At 72.0% G+C, this 22333-nt stretch carries 19 protein-coding genes and 1 pseudogene; 9 read left to right on the forward strand and 11 right to left on the reverse strand.

The features are described from left to right. Positions 1 to 277 precede the first annotated feature (277 nt). Together AB0J88_RS01260 and paaN are read left to right on the forward strand one after the other, a co-directional pair. Positions 278 to 1288, forward strand: a complete 1011-nt coding sequence (locus tag AB0J88_RS01260; protein ID WP_364354563.1) for a GNAT family N-acetyltransferase — start codon at positions 278 to 280, stop codon at positions 1286 to 1288. 113 nt (positions 1289 to 1401) lie between these two features. Then, a complete protein-coding gene (gene paaN / locus AB0J88_RS01265; protein WP_364354631.1) occupies positions 1402 to 3081 on the forward strand; it encodes a phenylacetic acid degradation protein PaaN in 1680 nt (559 codons plus the stop codon). Positions 3082 to 3173: 92 nt separating this feature from the next. On the opposite strand, the gene AB0J88_RS01270 is transcribed toward paaN, so the two are convergent. Continuing rightward, on the reverse strand, positions 3174 to 3635 hold the full coding sequence (locus AB0J88_RS01270; RefSeq protein WP_364354566.1) for a helix-turn-helix domain-containing protein: 462 nt from the start codon (positions 3633 to 3635) through the stop codon (positions 3174 to 3176). Positions 3636 to 3693: 58 nt separating this feature from the next. Between AB0J88_RS01270 and AB0J88_RS01275 the strand changes: the two genes are divergently transcribed. Beyond that, a complete protein-coding gene (locus AB0J88_RS01275; RefSeq protein WP_364354569.1) occupies positions 3694 to 4701 on the forward strand; it encodes an alpha/beta hydrolase in 1008 nt (335 codons plus the stop codon). Positions 4702 to 4704: 3 nt separating this feature from the next. Here AB0J88_RS01275 and AB0J88_RS01280 read toward each other — a convergent pair whose 3' ends face one another. The 3 genes from AB0J88_RS01280 to AB0J88_RS01290 are packed head-to-tail and all read right to left on the reverse strand — an operon-like array spanning position 4705 to position 6488. Then, positions 4705 to 5241 carry a GNAT family N-acetyltransferase gene (locus tag AB0J88_RS01280; RefSeq protein ID WP_364354572.1) on the reverse strand — a complete coding sequence of 179 codons (537 nt, stop codon included), beginning with the start codon at positions 5239 to 5241 and terminating at the stop codon, positions 4705 to 4707. Between the two features lie 49 nt (positions 5242 to 5290). After that, complete coding sequence (locus AB0J88_RS01285) at positions 5291 to 5623, reverse strand: gamma-glutamylcyclotransferase family protein (RefSeq protein ID WP_364354575.1); 333 nt, start codon at positions 5621 to 5623, stop codon at positions 5291 to 5293. Positions 5624 to 5651: 28 nt separating this feature from the next. Continuing rightward, positions 5652 to 6488, reverse strand: a complete 837-nt coding sequence (locus tag AB0J88_RS01290; protein WP_364354578.1) for a serine hydrolase — start codon at positions 6486 to 6488, stop codon at positions 5652 to 5654. A gap of 251 nt (positions 6489 to 6739) precedes the next feature. On the opposite strand from AB0J88_RS01290, the gene AB0J88_RS01295 reads away from it, so the two are divergent. Beyond that, positions 6740 to 6940, forward strand: a complete 201-nt coding sequence (locus tag AB0J88_RS01295; RefSeq protein ID WP_089253617.1) for a cold-shock protein — start codon at positions 6740 to 6742, stop codon at positions 6938 to 6940. A 525-nt stretch (positions 6941 to 7465) separates the two neighbouring features. Next, positions 7466 to 9085, forward strand: coding sequence for a chaperonin GroEL (groL, locus tag AB0J88_RS01300; RefSeq protein WP_364354581.1), 1620 nt, complete (start codon positions 7466 to 7468; stop codon positions 9083 to 9085). A 180-nt stretch (positions 9086 to 9265) separates the two neighbouring features. Here groL and AB0J88_RS01305 read toward each other — a convergent pair whose 3' ends face one another. From AB0J88_RS01305 to AB0J88_RS01315, 3 genes are all read right to left on the reverse strand, one after another. Next, complete coding sequence (locus AB0J88_RS01305; RefSeq protein WP_364362150.1) at positions 9266 to 9439, reverse strand: hypothetical protein; 174 nt, start codon at positions 9437 to 9439, stop codon at positions 9266 to 9268. 63 nt (positions 9440 to 9502) lie between these two features. After that, positions 9503 to 10435: a GNAT family N-acetyltransferase gene (locus AB0J88_RS01310; RefSeq protein ID WP_364362151.1), complete on the reverse strand. Its 933-nt coding sequence runs from the start codon at positions 10433 to 10435 to the stop codon at positions 9503 to 9505. 10 nt (positions 10436 to 10445) lie between these two features. Continuing rightward, the gene (locus tag AB0J88_RS01315) at positions 10446 to 12716 is read right to left on the reverse strand and encodes a S8 family serine peptidase (RefSeq protein ID WP_364362152.1); all 2271 of its coding nucleotides are present in this window, start codon (positions 12714 to 12716) and stop codon (positions 10446 to 10448) included. A gap of 54 nt (positions 12717 to 12770) precedes the next feature. Here AB0J88_RS01315 and AB0J88_RS01320 point away from each other — a divergent pair, with 54 nt between their 5' ends. Further along, positions 12771 to 14564 (forward strand): glycerol-3-phosphate dehydrogenase/oxidase, encoded by a 1794-nt coding sequence (locus tag AB0J88_RS01320; protein ID WP_364362166.1) that lies wholly within the window; start codon positions 12771 to 12773, stop codon positions 14562 to 14564. Here AB0J88_RS01320 and AB0J88_RS01325 read toward each other — a convergent pair. Continuing rightward, positions 14561 to 15955: an FAD-linked oxidase C-terminal domain-containing protein gene (locus AB0J88_RS01325; protein ID WP_364362153.1), complete on the reverse strand. Its 1395-nt coding sequence runs from the start codon at positions 15953 to 15955 to the stop codon at positions 14561 to 14563. The two genes, AB0J88_RS01320 and AB0J88_RS01325, sit on opposite strands and share 4 nt — an antisense overlap. 23 nt (positions 15956 to 15978) lie before the next feature. Here AB0J88_RS01325 and AB0J88_RS01330 point away from each other — a divergent pair, with 23 nt between their 5' ends. Continuing rightward, positions 15979 to 16263, forward strand: a complete 285-nt coding sequence (locus AB0J88_RS01330) for a DUF4031 domain-containing protein (protein WP_364362154.1) — start codon at positions 15979 to 15981, stop codon at positions 16261 to 16263. Here the strand turns inward: AB0J88_RS01330 and AB0J88_RS01335 are convergent. Continuing rightward, complete coding sequence (locus tag AB0J88_RS01335) at positions 16232 to 16873, reverse strand: metal-dependent phosphohydrolase (RefSeq protein ID WP_364362155.1); 642 nt, start codon at positions 16871 to 16873, stop codon at positions 16232 to 16234. The genes AB0J88_RS01330 and AB0J88_RS01335 overlap by 32 nt on opposite strands. Before the next feature lie 123 nt (positions 16874 to 16996). Here AB0J88_RS01335 and AB0J88_RS01340 point away from each other — a divergent pair. Continuing rightward, positions 16997 to 18286, forward strand: a pseudogene (locus AB0J88_RS01340) (PrsW family intramembrane metalloprotease); the annotation flags it as partial. Here AB0J88_RS01340 and AB0J88_RS01345 read toward each other — a convergent pair. Beyond that, entirely contained in the window at positions 18277 to 18609 is a 333-nt protein-coding gene (locus tag AB0J88_RS01345; protein WP_089253609.1) for a co-chaperone GroES, read from the reverse strand. The pseudogene AB0J88_RS01340 and the gene AB0J88_RS01345 overlap by 10 nt on opposite strands. Before the next feature lie 126 nt (positions 18610 to 18735). Between AB0J88_RS01345 and AB0J88_RS01350 the strand changes: the two genes are divergently transcribed. Continuing rightward, positions 18736 to 20010, forward strand: coding sequence for an AI-2E family transporter (locus AB0J88_RS01350; RefSeq protein WP_364362156.1), 1275 nt, complete (start codon positions 18736 to 18738; stop codon positions 20008 to 20010). Positions 20011 to 20224: 214 nt separating this feature from the next. On the opposite strand, the gene AB0J88_RS01355 is transcribed toward AB0J88_RS01350, so the two are convergent. Beyond that, complete coding sequence (locus tag AB0J88_RS01355) at positions 20225 to 22216, reverse strand: ATP-dependent DNA helicase (protein WP_364362167.1); 1992 nt, start codon at positions 22214 to 22216, stop codon at positions 20225 to 20227. Positions 22217 to 22333 lie beyond the last annotated feature (117 nt).

The raw sequence follows: 22333 nt of genomic DNA on the forward strand, positions 1-22333 counted from the left end.
CGTAGCGGTGATTTTGCCGTCCGTCGAGAAAACATGTCTACAGGGACTTGACGACCATGATGGGTATCTCGCAGGATGCTCCGTGCGGGAGGGCGAGCCGCCGTAGACTTTTGAAGTTCTAGCGACCCAGCGCCGGAGGCGTTGTGCGACCGCCCTTCCGACCAAACGTTGCCGAAGGCCCCGTCCGATGGACGGGGCCTTCGCCGTTCCCGGCCGTTAGCCGCACAGGGACGTAAATCGCTCGCGTGCCCGTCCGGGGTTGGGCACCCTGGCGGGCATGAGCATCGAGGTGACCCCGCTCGGGGCCGACGGCGGTCAGCACGCGTACGCGATCCGTTCGCAGAGCCAGGCCTTCGACGTGCCCGACTTCGCGCCCGTGTGCCCTCGGGCGTTCTCCGTGGGCCTGACCGACCCGTGGCCCGGCGTGCACAAGCAGCACGCGCTGGCCACGCTCGACGGGGTGCCGGCGGGTTTCCTCGAGCTACGCCTGCCGTACCTCGACAACACCGGCACCGCCGACCTCAACATCGACGTGCTCCCGTCGATGCGGCGGCGCGGTGTCGGCCGCGCGCTCCTGGACCACGCGATCGAGGCGTCCCGGGCAGACGGACGCAAACACCTGATCGGCGAGGCGGTGTGCGCCCTGCCCGGCGGCGCGGCGCGCCCGGTCGACGGTGACGCCTTCGCCCGCGCCACCGGTGCTTCGTTGGCCCTGACCGACATCCGGCGCCGGCTCGACGTCGCGACGATCGACCAGGCCTCGCTCGACTCGCTGGTCGGGGCCGCGTGGCCGCTGGCGGCCGGCTACAGCCTGGTGAGCTGGAGCGGCGCCACGCCGGAGGAGTTCGCCGCCGCCCAGGCCTACCTCGAGGGCCGGCTGATGTCCGACGCGCCGACCGGAGACCTGGCGGTCGAGGGCATGAAGATGGACACCACGCGGCTCCGGGAGACCGAGGTGGCCCGCGAGCGGCGGGGCCGGCGCGCCTACACGACGGCGGCGCGGCACGACGCCAGCGGACGCCTGGTCGCGATCACGGCGATCGAGTTCAACGACACCCCCGACTGGCACGCCTTCCAGCAGATCACCCTGGTCGACCCGGACCATCGCGGCCACCGCCTGGGCGTGCTGGTCAAGGTCGAGAACCTACGTGCGGTGCTGGCCGCCGAGCCGGCCCTGCGCGCGGTCGACACCTGGAACGCGGCGGTCAACGCGCACATGGTCGCGATCAACGAGGCCATCGGCTTCCGTCCGGTCGACGAATGGCACAGCTGGCAGATCGCGCTGTAGGCCCGGATTCGTATGTGACGGCGGGGCCCGGGCGCCGGCTGGCCTCAGATCCGAACCGGAGCCTGGCGGTTCTGCCCGCACCGGGGCGGGTTCGAGGAGGCAAGATGGCTGGTATGACGGAGACCCCGCACAGCTGGTTCGCCAGCCACGCCGCGACGCTCGAGCGAGCGACCGCCGCGATCAAGGACCGTGGCTACTGGTCGGCCTACCCCGAGTCGCCCAGCCCGCGCGTCTACGGTGAGACCGCCGCCGCCGAGGGAGAGGCCGCGTTCCGCGGCTACCTCGACGCGAAGTTTCCGCTCGACCAGCCCGGCGTCACCGACTGGGTGGCCACCGAGCGCAGTCCGTTCGGTGTGCCGCTGCTCGTGTCGTACCCCCACGTCGACCCGGCCACGCTGATCGCCTCCGCGACCGCGGCGCTGCCCGCGTGGCGCGACGCCGGCCCGCAGGCCCGCGCGGGCGTCTGCATGGAGATCCTGGCGCGGCTGCACGCGCACATCTTCGAGCTGGCCAACGCGGTGCAGTTCACCAGCGGCCAGGCCTTCGTGATGGCGTTCCAGGCCGGTGGCGCCCACGCGCTGGACCGGGCGCTGGAGGCGCTTGCGTACGCGTACACGGAGATGACCCGCCACCCGGCCACCGCCGGCTGGGAGAAGCCGGCCGGCAAGGGCGACCCGCTGCGGATGACCAAGACCTTCCACGTCGTACCCCGCGGCGTGGCGCTGGTGATCGGTTGCAACACGTTCCCGACCTGGAACTCGTACCCCGGCTTGTTCGCGAGTCTGGTCACGGGCAACCCGGTCGTGATCAAGCCGCACCCGGGCGCCGTGCTGCCGCTGGCGATCACCGTGCGTTACGCGCGGGCGGTGTTGGAGGAGGCCGGCTTCGACCCCAACCTGGTGCAGCTGGCCGCCGAGGCGCCCGGCGAGGGCCTGGCCAAGACGCTGGCCCTCGACCCGGCGGTCCGCATCATCGACTTCACGGGTTCGACGGAGTTCGGCGACTGGCTGGAGACCAACGCGCGCCAGGCTGCGGTCTACACGGAGAAGGCCGGCGTCAACACGATCATCGTCGACTCGACCGACGACTTCGCCGGCATGTGCCGCAACATCGGTTTCTCGCTGACGCTCTACAGCGGCCAGATGTGCACGACGCCGCAGAACATCCTGGTGCCGGCGGCCGGCATCGAAACGGACCAGGGCCACAAGACCTTCGACGAGGTAGCCGCCGGCATCGCGGCCACGGTCGCGAAGCTGACGGGCGACCCGGCCCGCGCGGTGGAGATCACCGGCGCCATCGTCAACGACGGGGTGCTGACCCGCCTGTCCGAGGTCGCCTCCGTCGGCGAGGCGGTGCTGCCGTCGTCGGAGGTCGCCCACCCGGCCTTCGCCGAAGCCACGGTCCGCACGCCGACGGTGGTGAAACTGACGGCAGCGGACACGGCGGTCTACGGCCGAGAGTGGTTCGGCCCGATCTCGTTCGTCATCGCCACCGACTCGACGGACGCGAGCATCGACATCTTCCGGTCGACTGTGCTGCAGAAGGGCGCGCTGACGGCGGCGGTCTACTCGACGTCGGAGGCTGTCCTGTCGGCGGTGGAGAGCGCCTCCCTGGACGCGGGCGTCCACCTGTCCTGCAACCTGACAGGTGGCGTCTTCGTGAACCAGTCAGCGGCGTTCTCGGACTTCCACGCGACGGGCGCAAACCCGGCGGCGAACGCGGCCCTGACCGACGGGGCATACGTGAGCAACCGGTTCCGGGTGGTGCAGTCCCGCCGCCACACGACCGCCTGATCCAACCTGACGACGCAGGGCCGAGTCGCGTACCGCGGCCGGCCCTGCGGTCGTTGCCGAGTCGCCGCCCTTGCCGGGCCGTCTGGTCACTGTCAGGCGTCGGGGCGCAGGCGTGTGAGGGTTTGTGGGGTGAGGCGGTCCCCGAGGGTTTCCAGGGCGGCCAGGACGGCCGCCAAGTCGGCGGGGCTGTGCTCGTCGCCCAGCGCGGCCGCGACCGCCTCGTCGACGGTTGCGGTCGCCACCGTGCGGCGGCGAGGGGTCAGCTCGGGGTTGCGGGCCAGCAGTTGGCGGCGGCGGTCCTTCGGGTCTGGTTCGGAGATCACCGAGCCGACCGAGCGGAGTCGGGCGACCGAGCCGGAGACGGCGCTTTGTGGCAGGCCTGTGCGGCGGGCTACCTCGCCGACCGTGGTGCCGGGGTTCTCGTAGATGTCCGTCATCACGATGACCACCGTGCGCTCGCCGCCTGGCGGCGAGCCGTCCTCAGGAGCGGGCAGGGCCTGCTCGCCGATCTTCATCAGCGTGCGGCCCAACAGGATGATCTCGACGGGGGTCATGTTCCGTAGATTACATCACTCTTGATGCATCAGAAATGATGCTTTAGCGTCGGTGGACATGAACGACTACGTCGCTGTCGACGGTGCTCGCATCTGGTTCCAGGTGACCGGCTCCGGCCCGGTCCTGCTCATCTCGCAAAGCGGCGAGGGAGACGCCGACCGCACGGTCGACCTCGTGAAGCACCTGGCCAGCCGATTCACGGTCGTCACCTATGACCGCCGCGGCCTCTCCCGGAGCACTGTCGACGACCGCAACGCCGCGGGTTCCATCCGTCAGCACATCGGCGCCCGTGGCGCCGTGGGTTCGGTTCGTCCGCTTGCCGGCGAGGGCGAGCGCGAGCGCGTGGGCTCGGTGCGCGCGCGTGTCGAGGGCGGTGCCGCGGCGGACTCGGTGCCTCGGCGTGTCGTCGCCGCCGCGGGCTCGGTCGTTCGGCGCGTCGATGAACGCGACGGGGCGGGCTCCATTCGCCGGCATGCTGACGATGCGGTGGCGGTGCTTCGGCAGGTGACTGACGCGCCCGCCGACATGCTCGGACTCAGTCTCGGGGCTGTCATCGGGTTGCACATGTCGCGGGCCCATCCCCACGCGATAAACCGCCTGATCGCCCACGAGCCGATCGCCCTGCCGTTCCTCTCACCTGCCGATCGCGAGGTAGCGCGGGCCAAGCTGGCCAACGTGCGGCGCGTGCACCAGGCCGAGGGGTGGCGGGCCGCCGCCGCGGAGGTGGCCTCCGTGCTGGGCATCGACCCCCGCAACCAGACCACCGAGCCCGGCATCACGGCATTCCCGTTCACGGAGCAGCGGGCCGCGAACTTCGAGTACTTCCTCGCCACCGACCTCGACGCCGCCTTGAACGACACCCTGCTGCTCAGCGACGTGCCCCGAAACGGGCGGATCATCCCGGCGGTCGGTGCCACCAGTCCTCAGGACGGCTTCGACTACCTGGCCGCGCTGGCACTGGCGGGCCATCTCGGCGTCGAGGCGACCCCGTTCCCGGGCGGGCACAACGGGAACCTGACCCACCCGCGTGCGTTCGCCGAGCAGGTTCGGGCGCTGCTGGGCTGATGGTCAGGCGCGGCGGCGCATCTGTAGTTCGGTCATCGCCGCCGTCGTCGGGTGCGGCAGCCTGACTCCCGTATCGACGAAGCCGACGCGTTCGTAGGCCCGCACCGCCCGGTCGTTCCCCACGACCACCTCGAGCATGAGGTCCGGCCGCCCGGCCGCGCGCGACCACGCCGCCACCGCCTCCGTCAGGGCGCCGGTCAACCCCTTCCCGCGCCACGTGGGCGTCACGTACACCGCGAAGATCACCGTCACCCCGGGCTCTTCGGGTACGACCGTGCCGCCCGCGTGGGCCACCACGCGGCCATCGGCCACGGCGATGAACTGGGCTGTCCGGTCGCCCGCCGAGGTCTCCGCGATGCGGGCCTTGTACTCCGCGTGCGACCGGGCCGCCGCCTGCGCCAGGGTCTCCAGGAAGGCCAACGGGGAGTCGGCGAGCATCTCCAGCCGGAGCGCCCGGGTACGGGCGGCGTCCGCGGGACGGACCCGGCGGACCTCGACCGAAGGCGGCAATGGGAGCGGCGGCTGCGCGGTCCCGGTCATGCTGGCATGCCTACCTGCCGGCCCGGGCGAGCCGCAACGCGCGGCCGCCTCACGCGGCCACGTAGACCCAGGCCTGGGCGCCCGATGTCAGTGGGCACAGCGCGCGGCGGTAGTCGGACACCTCGTACCCGTCCGCCGCGAGCAACTCCTCGTCCGTGAGCTCGAAGACCATGCCCTCGACCCGGTCGGTGGGGTTGCCGGTCGGGGTGACCACCGGGTGGTGCGCGGTGCCGCTCACGGCGATCACCGTCGGCTCGGTGATCTCCAGGACGCCCATCGTGTAGCCGGGCAGGGCATCGGTGCGGCCACCGAGCTCCCGGCCGAAGTTGGCGCGTTGGACGGCCGGGTCGCGGAGCGTGCCGTACGAGAAGAGCAGGGGCATGGTTCTGATCATGCCTGGCCGGGAGAGCTCACGCGGAGGGTGTAGCCAACGGCGTCGACGGCGCCAGGAGTTGGGCGCCGACCGTCGCGCACCGGGCGGCTCCGTACTCGAATCCGAGGGTGCCTGTATAACGCAGTAATACGCCGATCGCCCATTGGTCCGTGATCGCCAGGCAGGCCATGTGCCAAAGGCCGTCCGTGTCGCGCAGGAGCCAGCCGTTCTTGATCGCCACGGTGGCCGCGGCCGGTTGCGGCAATGCGAGGCGGACGCCGAAATCGCCGGTTCCGCGTACGGCGCGCATCTCCGAAAGCAACCATTGCGTCCAACGCCGGCCCGCCGCACGGCCGTCGGCGATGCAGTCCGCAAGGCGCACCGTGTCGCGGGCCGAGATCACGGTGGTGCTCCAGTTGTACGCATCCGGCGCGCTGTCGGTGAGGCCGCACATGTTGATCATTCGAAAGATCGAGTCTTGGCCGCCGAGAAGGTCGTACACGACGATGGCGGCGTCGTTGTCGCTGTCCCGGATCATGATGGACAGCTGGTGCAGCCGAAAAACCGAAGGCTCCTCGCTTTTATCTTCGGAAAGTCTTAGGTAATCGGCGGCCAACCATGCCTTCACCATCGACATGGTGTCGCTCGGTTCGGCCATGTTCGATGAGCCGGTGATCCGTCCGCTCCGCCGGTCCAACAACGCCCAGGAGAGAAAGCCGTCGACCTGTGCGGTGACGGCTCCGACCCGCAGCTCGGGGGTCCGGCCGCGGGCCGCCGCCTGGCCCGCTCGTTTCGCCGAAGCGGCTGTGACCTGCTCCTTCGGCACCACGTGGCGGATCGCGAAGGCAGTGCCGGCGACGATCAGCAGGACCACGGCGACGATTGGGAGCGTGTTCCGTGCACGGGACCGATGCCGGCCGGGCTGTGCGCCGTGTCTGCCTCGAAACACGTTCGGTTAACGAGCGAGGCGTCGGTAAGGGCGCTGAGCGTGTCCATTTTGGGGTAGTGCACGGTCGTCACTCCTCGTGTACCTTACGATTTCGGCCGCAATGTTCGAGGGCTCACCAACAACCTTGAATGGGCGGTCTTGGACCGGCAGGCGCATCAAAGGTTAGGAAGTGCACCGTGGCACAGGGCACCGTGAAGTGGTTCAACAGTGAAAAGGGCTACGGTTTCATCGCGGTCGATGGAGGTCAGGACGTCTTCGTCCACTTCTCCGCGATCCAGATGGACGGCTACAAGTCGCTAGACGACGGCCAGCGCGTCGAGTTCGAGGTCGCGCAGGGGCAGAAGGGCCCGCAGGCGGAGCAGGTCCGCCTAATTTGAAGCGAAGTCCAGCCGGGCACCGCACCCGGGTCCGCGACGACCTAGCGCCGATCCCATGAACGGGGTCGGCGCTTCTTTGGCTTTGTGAGCGGCCGCACGGTTGCATCATGCATCGAATCTCGCCATCTATTCGCGACTTTGCCCATTGCGGACAGGGGCACCTTTCAACAATCGACCGGTCACTAAACGCCCCCGGTACGCGCTGCCGGCCGACGGTGATCATCCGGTCTCGACGGGGACCCGGCGCGGTGCCCCGGGCGGCCGACTTCGCTTGCACTCGCCTGGTCCGAGTGCTAAACAAGTCATTGGCACTCACCAACCGTGAGTGCCAATGGTCGGGGCGGTGGGGCCACCGTCGAGCCCTAAGGAGACGGGCTCGGCAAGGGGCCGGTCGTCGCGGGCTATCCGGCCCGGCCGGCGGACGTCACTGTCGCCAGGTAGTGACGTCCGAAGGTGCGTAAACAGGCGGTTCTCCGTGGCCGACCAGGCCGCGGCAGCCGCGAGTGTCCAGGAGGACAACGCCGTATGGCCAAGATCATTGCGTTCGACGAGGAGGCGCGCCGCGGCCTCGAGCGGGGAATGAACACCCTCGCCGACGCCGTCAAGGTGACGCTGGGCCCCAAGGGCCGCAACGTCGTGCTCGAGAAGAAGTGGGGCGCGCCCACCATCACCAACGATGGTGTGAGCATCGCCAAGGAGATCGAGCTCGAGGACCCGTACGAGAAGATCGGGGCCGAGCTGGTCAAGGAGGTCGCCAAGAAGACCGACGACGTGGCCGGTGACGGCACGACGACGGCGACCGTCCTCGCCCAGGCACTGGTCCGCGAGGGCCTGCGCAACGTCGCCGCCGGCGCCAACCCGATGGCCCTGAAGCGGGGCATCGAGGCCGCCGTCGCGCGCGTCGCGGAGGAGCTGGCCAAGATCGCCAAGGACGTCGAGACGAAGGAGCAGATCGCCTCCACCGCCTCGATCTCCGCTGGTGACACCAGCGTCGGCGAGATCATCGCCGAGGCGATGGACAAGGTCGGCAAGGAAGGCGTCATCACCGTCGAGGAGAGCAACACCTTCGGCCTCGAGCTCGAGCTCACCGAGGGCATGCGCTTCGACAAGGGCTACATCGCGCCCTACTTCTGGACCGACCCGGAGCGTATGGAGGCCGTCCTCGACGACCCGTACATCCTGATCGTCAACAGCAAGATCTCGTCGGTCAAGGACCTGCTCCCGATCCTCGAGAAGGTCATGCAGGGCGGCAAGCCGCTGCTGGTCATCGCCGAGGACGTCGAGGGCGAGGCCCTGGCCACCCTGATCGTCAACAAGGTCCGTGGCACCTTCAAGTCCGTCGCCGTCAAGGCCCCGGGCTTCGGTGACCGCCGCAAGGCCATGCTGACCGACATCGCCATCCTCACCGGTGGCCAGGTCGTCAGCGAGGAGCTGGGCCTCAAGCTCGAGGCTGTCGGCCTCGACATGCTCGGCCACGCTCGCAAGGTCGTGGTGACCAAGGACGAGACCACCATCGTCGACGGTGGTGGCGACCAGGACCAGATCCAGGGTCGGGTCAACCAGATCCGTGCCGAGATCGAGAAGAGCGACTCCGACTACGACCGCGAGAAGCTGCAGGAGCGCCTGGCCAAGCTGGCCGGCGGTGTTGCGGTCATCAAGGTCGGCGCGGCCACCGAGGTCGAGCTCAAGGAGCGCAAGCACCGCATCGAAGACGCGGTCCGCAACGCGAAGGCCGCCGTCGAAGAGGGCATCGTCCCCGGTGGTGGCGTCGCGCTGGTGCAGGCCGGCAAGACCGCCTTCGACAAGCTCGACCTGGTCGGCGACGAGGCGACCGGCGCGACGATCGTGAAGATCGCGCTCGACGCCCCGCTCCGCCAGATCGCCGTCAACGCCGGCCTCGAGGGTGGCGTCGTCGTGGAGAAGGTCCGCAACCTGGAGACCAACCACGGCCTCAACGCCGCGACCGGTGACTACGTCGACCTGCTCAAGGCCGGCATCATCGACCCGGCCAAGGTGACCCGTTCGGCGCTGCAGAACGCGTCGTCGATCGCGGCCCTGTTCCTCACCACCGAGGCTGTGGTGGCGGACAAGCCGGAGAAGGAGAAGGCCCCGGCTGCGCCGGGTGGCGGTGACATGGACTTCTAAGTCCACCAGCAACAAACGAAAGGGCGGTCCGCGCGAGCGGGCCGCCCTTTCGGCTGTCCGCGGTTGCGCGGGCTTTGCTCTGCACCCATATACGCACCGCAGGTCAGAGCGGTGGTGCGTATATGGGTGCAGAGCAAAGCGGGTGGGGCCGCGCGCCGAGATCGGCGGGCGCGGCGGCTGCTAGCGGCGCTGGTTGCGGCGTTTGTCCGCTCGGCTCGTGGCGTTGCGGGGCGGTCCTGGCACGGGGAAGTCGCTGGGGAGGGTCAGGTCTTCGTCCACCGGCGGCGGTGGGTCGCCGGCCGTGGGGAGGTCACCAGAGGGTTCCGATGCCGTCGGCTCGTCCTCGAGGCTCATGCCGGCACGGTAGGGGCTGGAACCCCGTCCCGCTGGGTTTCGCGACACAATGCACCGCGCGGGCTACAGGCCTTCCAGCTGTCGCCGGTAGAGGAAGAAGACCCGCTCGATGCGCGCGCCCGAGTTGGCCGAGTAGAACGGCACCGGACCGACCCAGCCGATCTGTGCCGACGGCAGCCCGGCCGCCTGCTGTTCGCGCAGGCATCGGCGCAGCAGCACACCTCCGACGCCCAGACCGCGGGCGGCGGCGGCCGTGCCCATCGGCCCGAAGTACGACGGCCGCGACGAGCCCCAGCAGGCGAACCCGAGCACGGCACCGTCCCGCACCGCGTAGTGGATCCCCGCCGACGCCTCCACCTCGGCGCCCCAGCCCGGCCCGAATTCGCGGCGGGCGAACTCCGCCAACCCCGGCACGTCGGCCGGCACCGCGCGGCGCACCGCGACTCCGACCGCCGCCAGCCGGGCCTCCGCCTCCGCGGTCGGCGCCAGTGCGGGCGACCCCGGTGTCAGGTCCGCGGTCATGTTCCACGCGATGTCGGACCGCTCGTAGCCGGACGCCTCGGCCAGGCACACCGCCGCCGTGTAGCGCACGTCGATGCCCGGCCACGCGTACACGGGAGCGTTGCCGACCAGCGCCACCGAGGTGACGCCGAACTCGGCCAGCGCCGACTCCGCCCGGCCCAGCAGCGCCCGACCGATGCCGTGCCGCCGATGGTCGGGGTGCACGGCGATCAGGTCGACGTGTCCCACCGCCGCGTCGCCGTAACCGGTCGAGCCGAGCACCACCCCGACGACGGAAGGGCCGGACAGGGCGACCCAACCAGTGGTACGACGGTCGCCGGCCGACCCGGAAACCGGCCCGGGAACGCGCAGCCTGTCCACGATCGCGTCCGCCTCGGCGGCGTCGGAGGGCAGGTCCAACGCCACCCGGCAGAGCGCGGCGACGTCGGCTACGCGGTCGGGGGTCAGCTCGGCGAGCTCGTACGCATGATCCACGAGCGGGAGGCTACCTGGCCGCGCGCACGGCCGCTGCCGCGTCGACCAGGCCGCCCGCGCGGGACGGGCAGGACCGCTCGCCGGACGCCGGTGGTCCGGCGGTGCCGAGCAGCAGTTGCCGGGTCCGCGCGACGTCGCCGATCAGGGCCGGGTTGGCCGACCAGAGCAGCGCGACCACGCCGGCGACGTGCGGCGCGGCCATCGAGGTGCCGGTCAACGCGCCGTACCGCCCGCCGGGCAGCGCGGACACGACGTCGACGCCGGGCGCGACCACGTCCGGCTTGTCGACCCCGCCCGGGGCCGGCCCGCGGCTGGACGAGGGAGCCAGCGTGCCCGCCGAGTCGACCCCGCCCACCGTCAGCACCGAGGGATACGTGGCCGGCGGGTCGGCGACCGAACCGCAGGTCGGCCCGGTGTTGCCGGCCGCCACGACCACGAAGACGCCGGCTGCGGACAACGCGGTGACCGCGGGCTCCAACGACCGCCGGTCGCAGCCCTCGATCGACGGGCAACCCCAGGAGTTGGTCAGCACCTGCGGCGCCCGGTCCGGCCGTCCGGCGGTGAACGGGTCGCCGTCCGGCGGGAACGGCGCGAGCATGAACTGGAGGCAGTCGAGGTAGTGGGCCGGGTTGCCCATGTTGCGGGCCAGGTTGACGCAACCGACCCACTGCGCGCCGGGCGCCACCCCGATGCCGCCCCGCCCGACCGCGCTGCCGAGCGTGTGTGTGCCGTGCACACCGGCGTCGGTCGGCCTGGCCGTGCCCAGCCACGGGTCGAACCACGAGTCGTCGCCACCGCGGAAGCCCGGTGCCAGAGCGGGGTGCGTGCCGTCGACGCCGGAGTCGGAGCTGCCGATCACGATGCCCTGGCCGGTCGCACCGGTCGCCCAGGCGGCCGGTGCGCCGATCTGGGTGAGGTTCCACTGCGGGGCGGTCGGTGCCGGCGACGTGCCTCCGCGCAGGGCCAGCGCCGGCGCCGGCAACGGGCGCAGCCGCTGGTCGAGCAGCACCCGGTCGACCTCGGACCGGCGCGACAGCAGCGCACGCAGCGCCGGGCCGCCGCCGTGCACCTCGATTCCGTTGACCAGGTAATACGGCGTATAGGACAGGTGCCACCGGGAGAGGTCGCGGCGCAGATCCGCCTGGGTGCGGTCGGCGTGCGCGACCAGCCGGTGGTAGACCTCGGTCGTGCGCGCGGTCAACGCGGCCTGACCGGTCCCGCCCGGCAGACCCGACAGGTCGGCCTGGCTGGAGAGCACGACGAACAACCGCTCCCCGGCGAAACCGGGCTGACCAGGCCCGAAATAGACCGCCACACCGCCCAGCACGAGCAGCGCGGCGAGCCCGGCGGAGATGGACCGTCCCAGACGCAGCAGTCCGAAGCCCAGTGCGAGCAGCACCCCGGCGAAGAGCGCACAACCGGCGGCGACGAATGCCCAGAACGGCACGTCGCGGCCGAGCAGCAGCAGCGAGACCTCTTCGGGATCGGTGAAGGCCAGCGGCCCGACCACGCCGAGCCCGACCAGCCAGGCAACCTCCGCTCCGCCCGAGGAGCGCAGCGCCGCGAGGGCCATCCCGACCATGGGCAGCCCGAGCAGCACGAGCAGGTGTGGGCCGCTCTGCCCGACGCCGGCAGCGAGCAGGGCCAGCACGACACCGGCCCGCGGTCCACCGACCCAGATCGTCCGCACCCGGCTCCACCCGGCCATCGGTGCCCAGAACGCCGGACCGAGCAGCGCCGCCGCGAGCCACCCCACACAAGCCGAGGCGACCACGGCGAGCACGGTCTCCAGCACCCCGCCGAGCGCACCCAGCCACAGCCACGGGAGGAGCAGCAGCACCCCGCCGGCAGCGGCCAGTGGTGGCGGCCATAGGCGGGCGGGCCGGGCGATGACCAGCGCACCGATCGCGGCCAGGGCCGCCAGCAGGGCCAGATAGAGCTCGTGCTGGACCAGCGGGACCGCGCGGGTCGCGGTCAGCACGGCGAGCACCACGGCAGCGGTGAACCAGGCCCGGCCGGCCGCCTTGAGCGCGGCCCCGGTCGCCAGAACGCCGGCGAGCAGGGCCGGCACGCAGACCAGCAGGAACCCCAGCAGACCGACCCCGGGCCACCGCCAGCCCGGCAGCGAGATCGCGGTCAGGAGGGCGAACTGGTCGGCCAGGTAGCCCAGGCTCTGGCTGACCACGGTGCCCAGGACGATCCAGCAGCCGGCCACGATCGTCGCCACGACGCCGAGCCAGCGCGGCGGTGCGGGCCGGTGCGCGACCGCCGGAAAGGCCATGGGCGCCAGCATAGGGTCGGCCGGGGTTACCGTGGACCCGTGCGTGACCCCGCGATATCCCGTTTCGCCGCCAGCCACCTCTCCGCGACCCGGCGAGCCGACGACCTGCGCCGCCTGCGCAGCGAGCGGTTCGACGTGCTGGTCGTCGGCGGCGGTGTGACCGGCGCCGGCGCCGCCCTGGACGCGGCGTCCCGTGGCCTCAAGGTCGCCCTCATCGAGGCACGCGACTACGCGGCCGGCACGTCGAGCCGGTCGAGCAAGCTGATCCACGGCGGCCTGCGCTACCTGGAGCAGCTCGAGTTCCACCTCGTCCACGAGGCGCTGACCGAGCGCGGCCTGCTGGCCACCCGGCTCGCACCGCACCTGGTGCGCCCGGTGCCGATCCTGGTGCCGTTGCAGGCGGGCGGCCTGCCCGGACGGGCCTTCCGGCGGGGTTACTACGGCATGGGCGTCGCCGCGTACGACGTGTTCGCGGGCGTCTTCGGCCACGGCCGGGGCATGCCGCTGCACAAGCACCTGACCCGCGAGGGCGCACGGCGGCTGTTCCCGAGCCTGCGCGGCGACGTGACCACCGGCGCCATCCGCTACTTCGACGGCCAGGTCGACGACGCCCGGCTGGTCGTCACCCTCGCCCGCACCGCCGCCAGCCTCGGCGCCGCGATGGTGACCAGCGCCCGCGCGGTCGGCTTCCTCCGCCAGGCCCGCGAAGTCGTCGGCGTCCGGGTCCGTGACATGGAGGCGCGACCCGGAGACCCCGACGCCGAGTTCGAGGTACGCGCCCGCACGGTGATCGCCGCCACCGGCGTGTGGAGCGACGACATGTCGCGGATGCTCGGCGACGTCGGCGTCCGCCCGGGCTTCCGGGTGCGGGCGTCCAAGGGCGTGCACCTCGTGGTCCCGCGCAGCGCGATCACCGGTGAGGCGGGGCTGATCCTGCGCACGCCGACCTCGGTGCTCTTCGTGATCCCGTGGGGCGGTCACTGGATCATCGGCACGACCGACACCGACTGGCAGCTCGACCGGTCGCACCCGGCAGCGTCCGCGCGCGACATCCAGTACATCCTCGACCAGGTCAACCCCTGGCTGGCCCGGCCGCTGTCGACCGACGACATCGAGGGCGTGTACGCCGGCCTGCGCCCGCTGCTGTCCGGCGAGGCCGACGCCACCTCGAAGCTGTCCCGCGAGCACGCGGTGATCGAGCCGATGCTCGGGCTGCTGCTGGTCGCCGGCGGCAAATACACGACGTACCGCGTGATGGCCGCCGACGTGGTGGACCGCGCCGTCCGGCGCCTCGGCGGCGGTCAGCCGTCGACCACCGCCGACCTCCCGCTGCTCGGCGCCGACGGCTTCGCGGCCACCTGGCGCGACCGGGCCGACCTGGCCCGCCGCCGGGGCGTGCCGGCCGGCGTGGTCGAGCACCTGCTGGAGCGCTACGGCACGCTGACCGGCGAGCTGCTGGCACTGGTCGAGACCGATCCGACGCTGGCGGCCCCGCTGGCCGGAGCACCGGAATACCTCGCGGCCGAGGTGGCCTACGCGGCGTACGCGGAAGGCGCCCTGCACCTCGACGACGTGCTCACCCGGCGCACCCGGATCTCGTTCGAGACCGCACACCGGGGCAGCGAGTCGGCGCGCCACGCGGCCGCCGTGATGGGTGGAGTGCTCGGCTGGGACCAGGCGGTCCAGGACCGCGAGGTCGAGCACTACCTGGCCCGGGTCGACGCCGAACGCGAGTCCCAGCGGATGCCCGACGACGCCACCGCCGACGCGGCCCGAATGGGCGCCGCCGACGTGCGCGGCCTGGCGGCCGACCGCGGCCTGGAGATCCCGACGAGCGCAGCGCTTTAGACGACCTTGCCCGGGTTGAGCAGCCCGGCCGGGTCGAGCGCGGCCTTGATGGCCCGGTGGACAGCCATGCCGACCGGGCCGATCTCCTGCGCCAGCCAGTCCTTCTTCAGCAGCCCGACGCCGTGCTCGCCGGTGCAGGTGCCGCCCATGCCGAGGCCGAGCCGCATGATCTCGTCGAACGCGCCGCGGCCCCGCGCGACCGAGTCCGGGTCGAGCCGGTCCACGACGATGTTGGGGTGCAGGTTGCCGTCGCCGGCGTGCCCGACGACGCCGATCGGCAGCGCGTACTCGGTGGCGATCTTCTCGATGCCGTCGAGCATCGCGGCCAGCGCGGTCCGGGGCACGGCGATGTCGTCGACGATGATCCCGCCGCTGCCCTCCGGGTACGTGTCGGCGGCGAACTTCTCCATCGCCGGATGGGCCAGCCGCCGCGCCCGCAGCAGCTCGGCCGCCTCGACCTCGTCCGTCGCCGCGAACACCTCCAGCGCACCGGCCGCCACGCAGACCGCATCGAGCTCGGCCAGGTCCTGCGCCGCCCGGCTCCCGGTGTCGACCGCCGCCAGCAGCAGCGCCTTGGCGTCGGTGCGCAGGCCCATCGGGCGCAGCGCCTCGATCGCCCGCAGGTGGGTCTGGTCGAGCAGCTCCAGCAGGCTCGGGGCGAACCCGCCCGAGGAGATGGCCGCGACGGCGGCACCGGCCGCGGCGGTGGTCGGGAACAGCGCGATCAGCGTCAGCGACGTGTCGGCGGCCGGGCGCAGCCCGACCACGACCTCCGTGATCACGCCGAGCGTGCCCTCGGAGCCGACGAACAGCTTGGTCAGGTCATAACCCGCGACACCCTTGGCGGTACGCCGGCCCGTGCGCAGCACCTCGCCGGACGCGAGCACGACCTCCAGCCCCAGCACGTACTCGGCGGTGACGCCGTATTTCACGCAGCACATGCCGCCCGCGTTGGTCGCCACGTTGCCACCGATCGTCGACGACTCCCAGGAGCCCGGGTCCGGCGGGTAGCGCAGGCCCGCGTCGGCGACCGCGGCGGCCAGCGAGGCGTTGACGACGCCCGGCTGCACCACGGCGTACCGGTTGATCGGGTCGATCTCGACGATCCGGTCCATCGCGACCGTGGAGAGCACGATCGCGCCGTCGACCGCGTTGGCTGCTCCGGCCAGGCCGGTGCGGGCACCCTGCGGCACGACCGGCACACCCGCCTCGGCGGCCGTCTTCACCACCGCGACCACCTCGGCGGTCGTCCGGGGCCGGACCACGACGGCCGGCGTCCCGTACGGCACCAGGTCGGCCTCGTCGCGCTGGTGCACCCGGAGCAGGTCGGGGTCGGTCAGGACGGCGCCGTCGGGCAGCACCGCGGTCAACCGCGTCACGAGGTCAGCCATACCCGCGACGTTAGCCTTCTCTCGTGGTCTATCTCGATCCGCCCGCGTGGCCGCACCGGGGGCGACTCTGGTCACACCTGGTCAGCGACGTCTCGTACGCCGAGCTGCACGTCTTCGCCGAGATGCTCGGCTCGCCCCGGCGCGCCTTCGACCGGGACCACTACGACCTGCCGGCCAACCGGTTCGCGATGGCGGTCTGGCTGGGAGCGACGGTCGTGCCGAGCCGGGAGATCGCGCGGGTGCTGCGGGAGTCCGGCCTGCGCCGCCCGAAGCACCTCAATGGTCCAAAGCGCCCAGCTCACGAATGAGGTTGGCCCGGGCCGGCTCGGTCCAGCGCCGCGCGAGCTCCGGGTCGCGGTAGAGCGCGGGCAGCTCCAGCAGCCGGCGCAGGATCGCGGCGCGGCCGGCGCGGAACTCCGCGTCGGGCACGAACTCGTACTCGCTCCGGACGGCGGCCGCGTACGCGTCGTAGGCGGCCGGTGAGCTGGCCAGCACGGCCAGGTCCGCGTCGCAGAGCAGCGCGCCGTCGGCGTCGCCGACCTGCACCGCGTGGCCGGCGGTGAGCAGCACGAGGCGGCGTACCGCGTCGATCGCCGCTGTCGGCACGCCCAGGGTGACCAGCGACACCACGGCGAGCTCGGCGGAGGCCCGCTCGTTGCCGTCACCGGGCGTGTGCGGGTCGTATACGGCGTCGTGGAACCACGCGGCCAGGCGCACCAGGTCGGGCTGCTCGGCCCGGTCGGCCTCCTCGTCCACGATGGAAAGCACCGTCGCCAGGTGCTCCAGCGTGTGGTAATGCCGGTGCGGCTCGGCCCAGCGGGCCAACAGCGCGGAGCCTTCGGCGTCGACGGCGTGGTCGTCGGCGGTCGCACCGGCGCCCCGGGCGGCGGACCGCCAGGCGCTCGCAAGATCCCTCACCCGACCATTCTCGCTCGTGATCGACGGCGGTGTGGGCAGCGTCGCTACGCTGTCTCCATGACGCCGCCCATGATCACGCTCGCGAAGGGGCCAGTGAAGCATGGTCAGGGCTGGCGCGTCGGCGTGCTGTTCGGCGTGATCGGCTTCATCGCCCTGTGCGCGATCGCCATGTCGATCGTGCTGGGCTGGAACATCGGTGTGCAGGCCACGGTGATCGGCCTGGCCGCGGCGATCCTGCCGGTGCCGGTGCTGGTCGCCTGCTTCCTCTGGCTCGACCGCTACGAGCCCGAGCCGGCCCTGCTGCTCGCCGTCGCGTTCGCCTGGGGCGCGTTCGTCGCGACCCTGGCCTCCTACGGCGTCAACACCGGGGCCGTGCACCTGTTCGCGAACGTCGGCCTCCCCGACAGCCTGGTCGCCGTGCTGGTGGCACCGTTCATCGAGGAGACGATGAAGGCCCTCGGCCCGGCGCTCATCCTGGTGCTGTTCCGGCGGGAGTTCTCCGGCATCACCGACGGCATCGTCTACTGCGGGTTGTCCGCGGTCGGCTTCGCCATGGTGGAGAACATCCTCTACCTCGGCGGCCACGGGTACGCCGCGGGCGCTGAGCAGTACGGCCCCGCGTTCGGCGCGCAGATGCTGATCCTGACCTTCATCGTCCGGATCTTCCTGACCGGCTTCGCCCACCCGCTGTTCACGTCGATGACCGGCATCGGGCTGGGCATCGCGGCCCGCTCGGCCGACCGCTGGGTGCGCGTCTGCGCCCCGCTGGCCGGCCTCCTGGTCGCCATGATGCTGCACGGCACCTGGAACCTGGTGCCGACGCTGGCCCAGGCCACGGGTGAGGGCCTGATCCTGTTGTACGGCTACATCGCGGTGATGGTCCCGGTGTTCTTCGCCGTGGTCGGCCTGACCATCTGGCTGCGTGGCTGGGAGGGCCGGCTCACCGAGCGGGCGCTGCCGGTCTACGTGCGCGCCGGCTGGCTCAGCCCGCCCGAGGTGGCCGCGCTCGGCTCACTGGCCCGCCGGCACTCGGCCCGGCAATGGGCGCGCCGGGTGGCCGGACCGCCCGGGCTCAAGGCGATGAAGGAGTTCCAGTTCGCCGCCACCCGCCTCGCGCTGCTGCGCGACGGGCTCGACCGTGGCCTCGACAGCCGCCCGGCCGACCGGGCGCGGGCCGCCGAGGACGAGCAGCGGCTGTTGGCCGAGATCTCGGCGCACCGCCAGGTGTTCGTCGGCCGGGACCCGCAGGTGCCGCCGGCCGTCTGGGACGGCACCGGCTACCAGGTGATGTTCCCGGACGGGGTGCAGCGGCCGCTCGCCGCGCCGGAGGACCCGGTGGTGCCGATCCCGGTGGTGCTGGCCCCGCCGGTGCCGTACCACCGGCCGCCCTACTGGGGTCCGACCTACAGGTAGAGCCCGGTGGAGCCGTCCTCCACCCGCTGTGCGGCCACGGCGTGCACGTCGCGCTCGCGGAGCAGCACGTACTCGCGGCCCTGCAACTCGACCTCGGAACGGTCCTCGGGGTCGAAGAGCACCCGGTCGCCGATCACGATCGAGCGGACGTGCGGGCCGACGCCGACGGCCGTCGCCCAAGCCAGCCGCCGACCCATCGACGCGGTGGCCGGGATCACGATGCCGGCGGTCGAACGGCGCTCGCCCTCGGCGCCGTCAAGCTTGACGAGCACGCGGTCGTGGAGCATCCGGATGGGCAGCTTCTCGGTCTCAGAGTCGGCCATCACGCGGGGAACGCTACCGCGCGGCCGAACCAGCCCGACCCGCAGGGCGAATCCAGGTGCGATGGGCCAAAGACGGGCTCGCGTTCCCGCTACGGTGGGAGGGCGATTCACGAGTCAGGGGGAGTCTTGGGTCGGTTCCAGCAGGTCAGGGCGAGCGTCGCGCGCGCTTACCAGCTCGGCCGCGAATCGGTGCGGGCTGCCCGGACCCGGGAGCTGACCAGCGGCGGCGGTGACCACTTCCAGCCGGTCGTGCCCGAGGCCGAGCCACCGCCACCCCCGGCGGCCGCCGTCCCGCATCCCTCGACGACGAGCCGCGACGACGCCGACGTGCCGTACAGCCTGCGCATCTCGGCCGCCTGGTCCTGGCGGTTGCTGTTGCTGGCGATCGCGGTCTACGGCCTGGTCCGGGTCATCGGGATCCTGCGCTTCGTGGTCATCCCGCTGGCCATCGCGCTGCTGCTGACCGCGTTCCTGTCGCCGGCCGTCGGCTGGCTGCTGCGGGCGCGGCTGCATCGCACCCTGGCCGTGGTCGTGGTGATGATCTGTGGCCTGGCCGCGGTGGCCGGCACGCTGACGCTGGTGGTCAACGAGTTCGTCTCCGGTGCGCCGCAGCTGGGTGCCGACGCCGCCAAGGGCGTCCGGCAGATCCAGAACTGGCTGCAGACCGGCCCGCTGCACCTGAGCGACGCGCAGATCACCCGCTACATCGACGAGGCCCAGTCGTGGATCACCGACAACTCGTCGCGCTTCACCAGTGGAGCGATCGCGACGGCGGCGACGGTGGCCGAGCTAGCGACGGGCGCGTTGCTGGTGCTCTTCTCGACGTTCTTCTTCCTGCGCGACGGCCGCAAGATCTGGCGGTTCATCGTGCGGCTGTTCCCGCTCGGCGCCCGCTGGCGGGTCGACGACGCGGGCCAGGCGTCGTGGTCGGCCCTGGGCAACTACGTGCGGGCGACGGTGCTGGTGGCGTTCATCGACGCGGTCGGCATCGGCATCGCCCTGGTGATCTGCCGGATCCCGTTCTCGTTCGCCCTGGCGGCCCTGGTGTTCCTCGGCGCCTTCATCCCGATCGTCGGCGCCACCCTTTCGGGCGCGGTAGCGGTGCTGGTGGCCCTGGTCGCACAAGGCCCGATCGTGGCGTTGATCATCCTGGGCGCGGTGATCGGGGTGCAGCAACTCGAAGGCCACGTGCTGCAACCGCTGATCATGGGCCGCGCCGTGGCCATCCACCCGCTGGCAGTGATCGTCAGCATCGCGTCGGGTGTGGTGATCGCCGGGATCGTGGGGGCACTGATCGCGGTGCCGCTGGTCGCGGTCCTCAACGCCGCAGTCCGCCGCCTCAACAAACGCAGACCGCCGAGTATCCCGCCAGGCATCGAAGTCGTCAGCACGAAGGGCTAAGACGAAGAGCGGATGACTCAGGTCCGCCTGGGGCGCGACCGTCGCTCCCGCCAGAGAACGCTCCGCTTCGCTCCGCTGCCACCTCCGCGTGGGGTCGCGCTCAGTTCTGATGCTTGCCGCGAGGCGCGTTCACGCGCCGACCGCGACGTCGCGCGTCGTCGCGTCCTACGACGCAGGCCAGGAGGTCCGGGCCCGGGCGGCGGGTCGCGGCTGTTCAGTTCGTTGCGGCGAGGCGCTTCAAAGCGCCCACGGCTACATCCTGTCTGGTCGTGTACCAGAACGGCGGGAGCGAATTGCGGAGGAAGGCGCCGTAGCCTCGGGCTGTTTCCAGGCGGGAGTCGAGGACCGCTACCACTCCCTTGTCGCCGTGGGAGCGGATCAGGCGGCCCGCTCCCTGGGCCAGGCGGATCGCGGCGATCGGCACGCTGACCGCCGCGAAGCCGGAGCCGCCACTGGCGTCGACCGCCGCCGCGCGGGCCGCGGCCAACGGCTCGTCGGGGCGGGGGAACGGCAGCCGGTCGATGACCACGAGCTGGCACGCGTCGCCGGGCACGTCGACGCCCTGCCAGAGCGACATCACGCCGAACAGGCAGCTCGCCTTGTCTTCACGGAACCGGCGGACCAGCAGCGGCAGCGCCTCGTCGCCCTGGAGCAGCACCGGCAGGTCGGTGCGGGCGCGAACGAGCTCGGCGGCCTGCTGCGCCGCCCGGCGCGACGAGAACAGTCCCAGCGTGCGGCCCCCGAGCGACTCGACCAGGGTGATCAGCTCCTCGCCGGCCTGCGCGGGCAGGCCCGACGCCGCCGGCCGGGGCAGGTGGGCCGCCACGTAGAGGATGCCCTGCTTGGCGTATTCGAACGGCGAACCGACATCGAGCGAGCGCCACCCCGGCCCGCCGATCTCGGCGACCTCGCCCGCCGCGGTGGACAGGTTGGGCGAGCGGGCCGCGGTCTTCGTGGCGGCGGCCGCGGCGGCCGGCGTGCGGGGCGCCGGCACCTGCCCGGGCAGACCGAGCGCCCGGGCCACCGTGTCGAAGCGGCCGCCGAGTGCCAGCGTCGCCGAGGTGGCCACCACCGTGCGCTCGTCGTAGAGGTGGGTCGCCAGCGTGCCGGCCACCGACAGTGGCGCCACCACCAGCGCCCGGCGACCCGCTCCCGGGCGGTCGGGCTTCTCGACCCAGGCCACGTCGTGGTCGTTCTCCTCGAGCAGCCGCTGTGCGGTCTTGGAGATGTCGCCGATCACGGCCTTGGCCTGCTGCTTGCGGACCGGGTCGGGGTCGTCGGCCTTGATGTCGCCGATCTTCTCGAGGGCGCGCCGGGTGGCCGCGTCGAGCAGCGTGCAGGCCTCGCGCAGCGGGTCGGGCAGCCCGTCGACGATGCGGCCGGCCGGCGCCTCGGCGAGCCCGACCGCCAGCGCGTCGCCGGCCTCGAGCAGCGTCTCGGCCAGCTCCGGCTGGATCAGCGGCCGGGACCGGCGGGCGGCCCGGTCGACCAGCTCGGGGGTCAGCTCTTCCTGGGACGCCGACGAGACCCGGTCGGCCAGCTCGTGCGCCTCGTCGATGACCAGCAGCTTGTGCGGCGGGACGATGTGTCGGCCGGCGAGCATGTCGACGGCCAGCAGGCTGTGGTTGGTGATGACGACATCGGCCTCGCGCGCCCGCGCGCGGGACGCCTCGGCGAAGCACTCGGTGCCATAGGGACAGCGCTGCGCGCCCACGCACTCGCGCGCCGGCATCGAGACCTGCCTCCACGCCTGGTCGTCGACGCCCGGGTCGAGCTCGTCGCGGTCGCCGGTCGCGGTCTCCATCGCCCACTCCTGCAGGCGCAGGATCTGCTTGCCCAGCTTGCCGGCCTCGCCCAGCCACTTGACCGGAGCGGCCGCGGCGGGCGCGGGTGCGTCGAACAGCGCGTCTTCGGGCTCTTCCTCGGCCGAGTTCTCCAGCCGGGCGAGGCAGAGGTAGTGGTGGCGTCCTTTGAGGACGGCGAAGGTCGGTCGGCGGCCGAGCACCGGCTCGACGGCGTCGGCGAGCCGGGGCAGGTCGTGGTCGACGAGCTGGGACTGGAGCGCCAGGGTCGCCGTCGAGATGACCACCGGCCCGTCGACGGTCAGCGCCGGCGCGAGGTAGCCGAGCGACTTGCCGGTGCCCGTGCCGGCCTGGACGAGCAGGTGCTCGCGGGCGGCCAGGCTCTCGGCGATCGCGGCCGTCATCTGCTGTTGGCCCGGGCGGGCCGCACCGCCGGGAACCGCTCCGACCGCGGCGGCAAGAAGTGCCCCGGCGGACGGACGGGTGCGCGCTGACGAGGTCACCGTGCGACGGTACCCGTA

Origin of the sequence: Asanoa sp. NPDC049475, from assembly GCF_040676915.1 — a bacterium.
Lineage (GTDB): Bacteria > Actinomycetota > Actinomycetes > Mycobacteriales > Micromonosporaceae > Asanoa.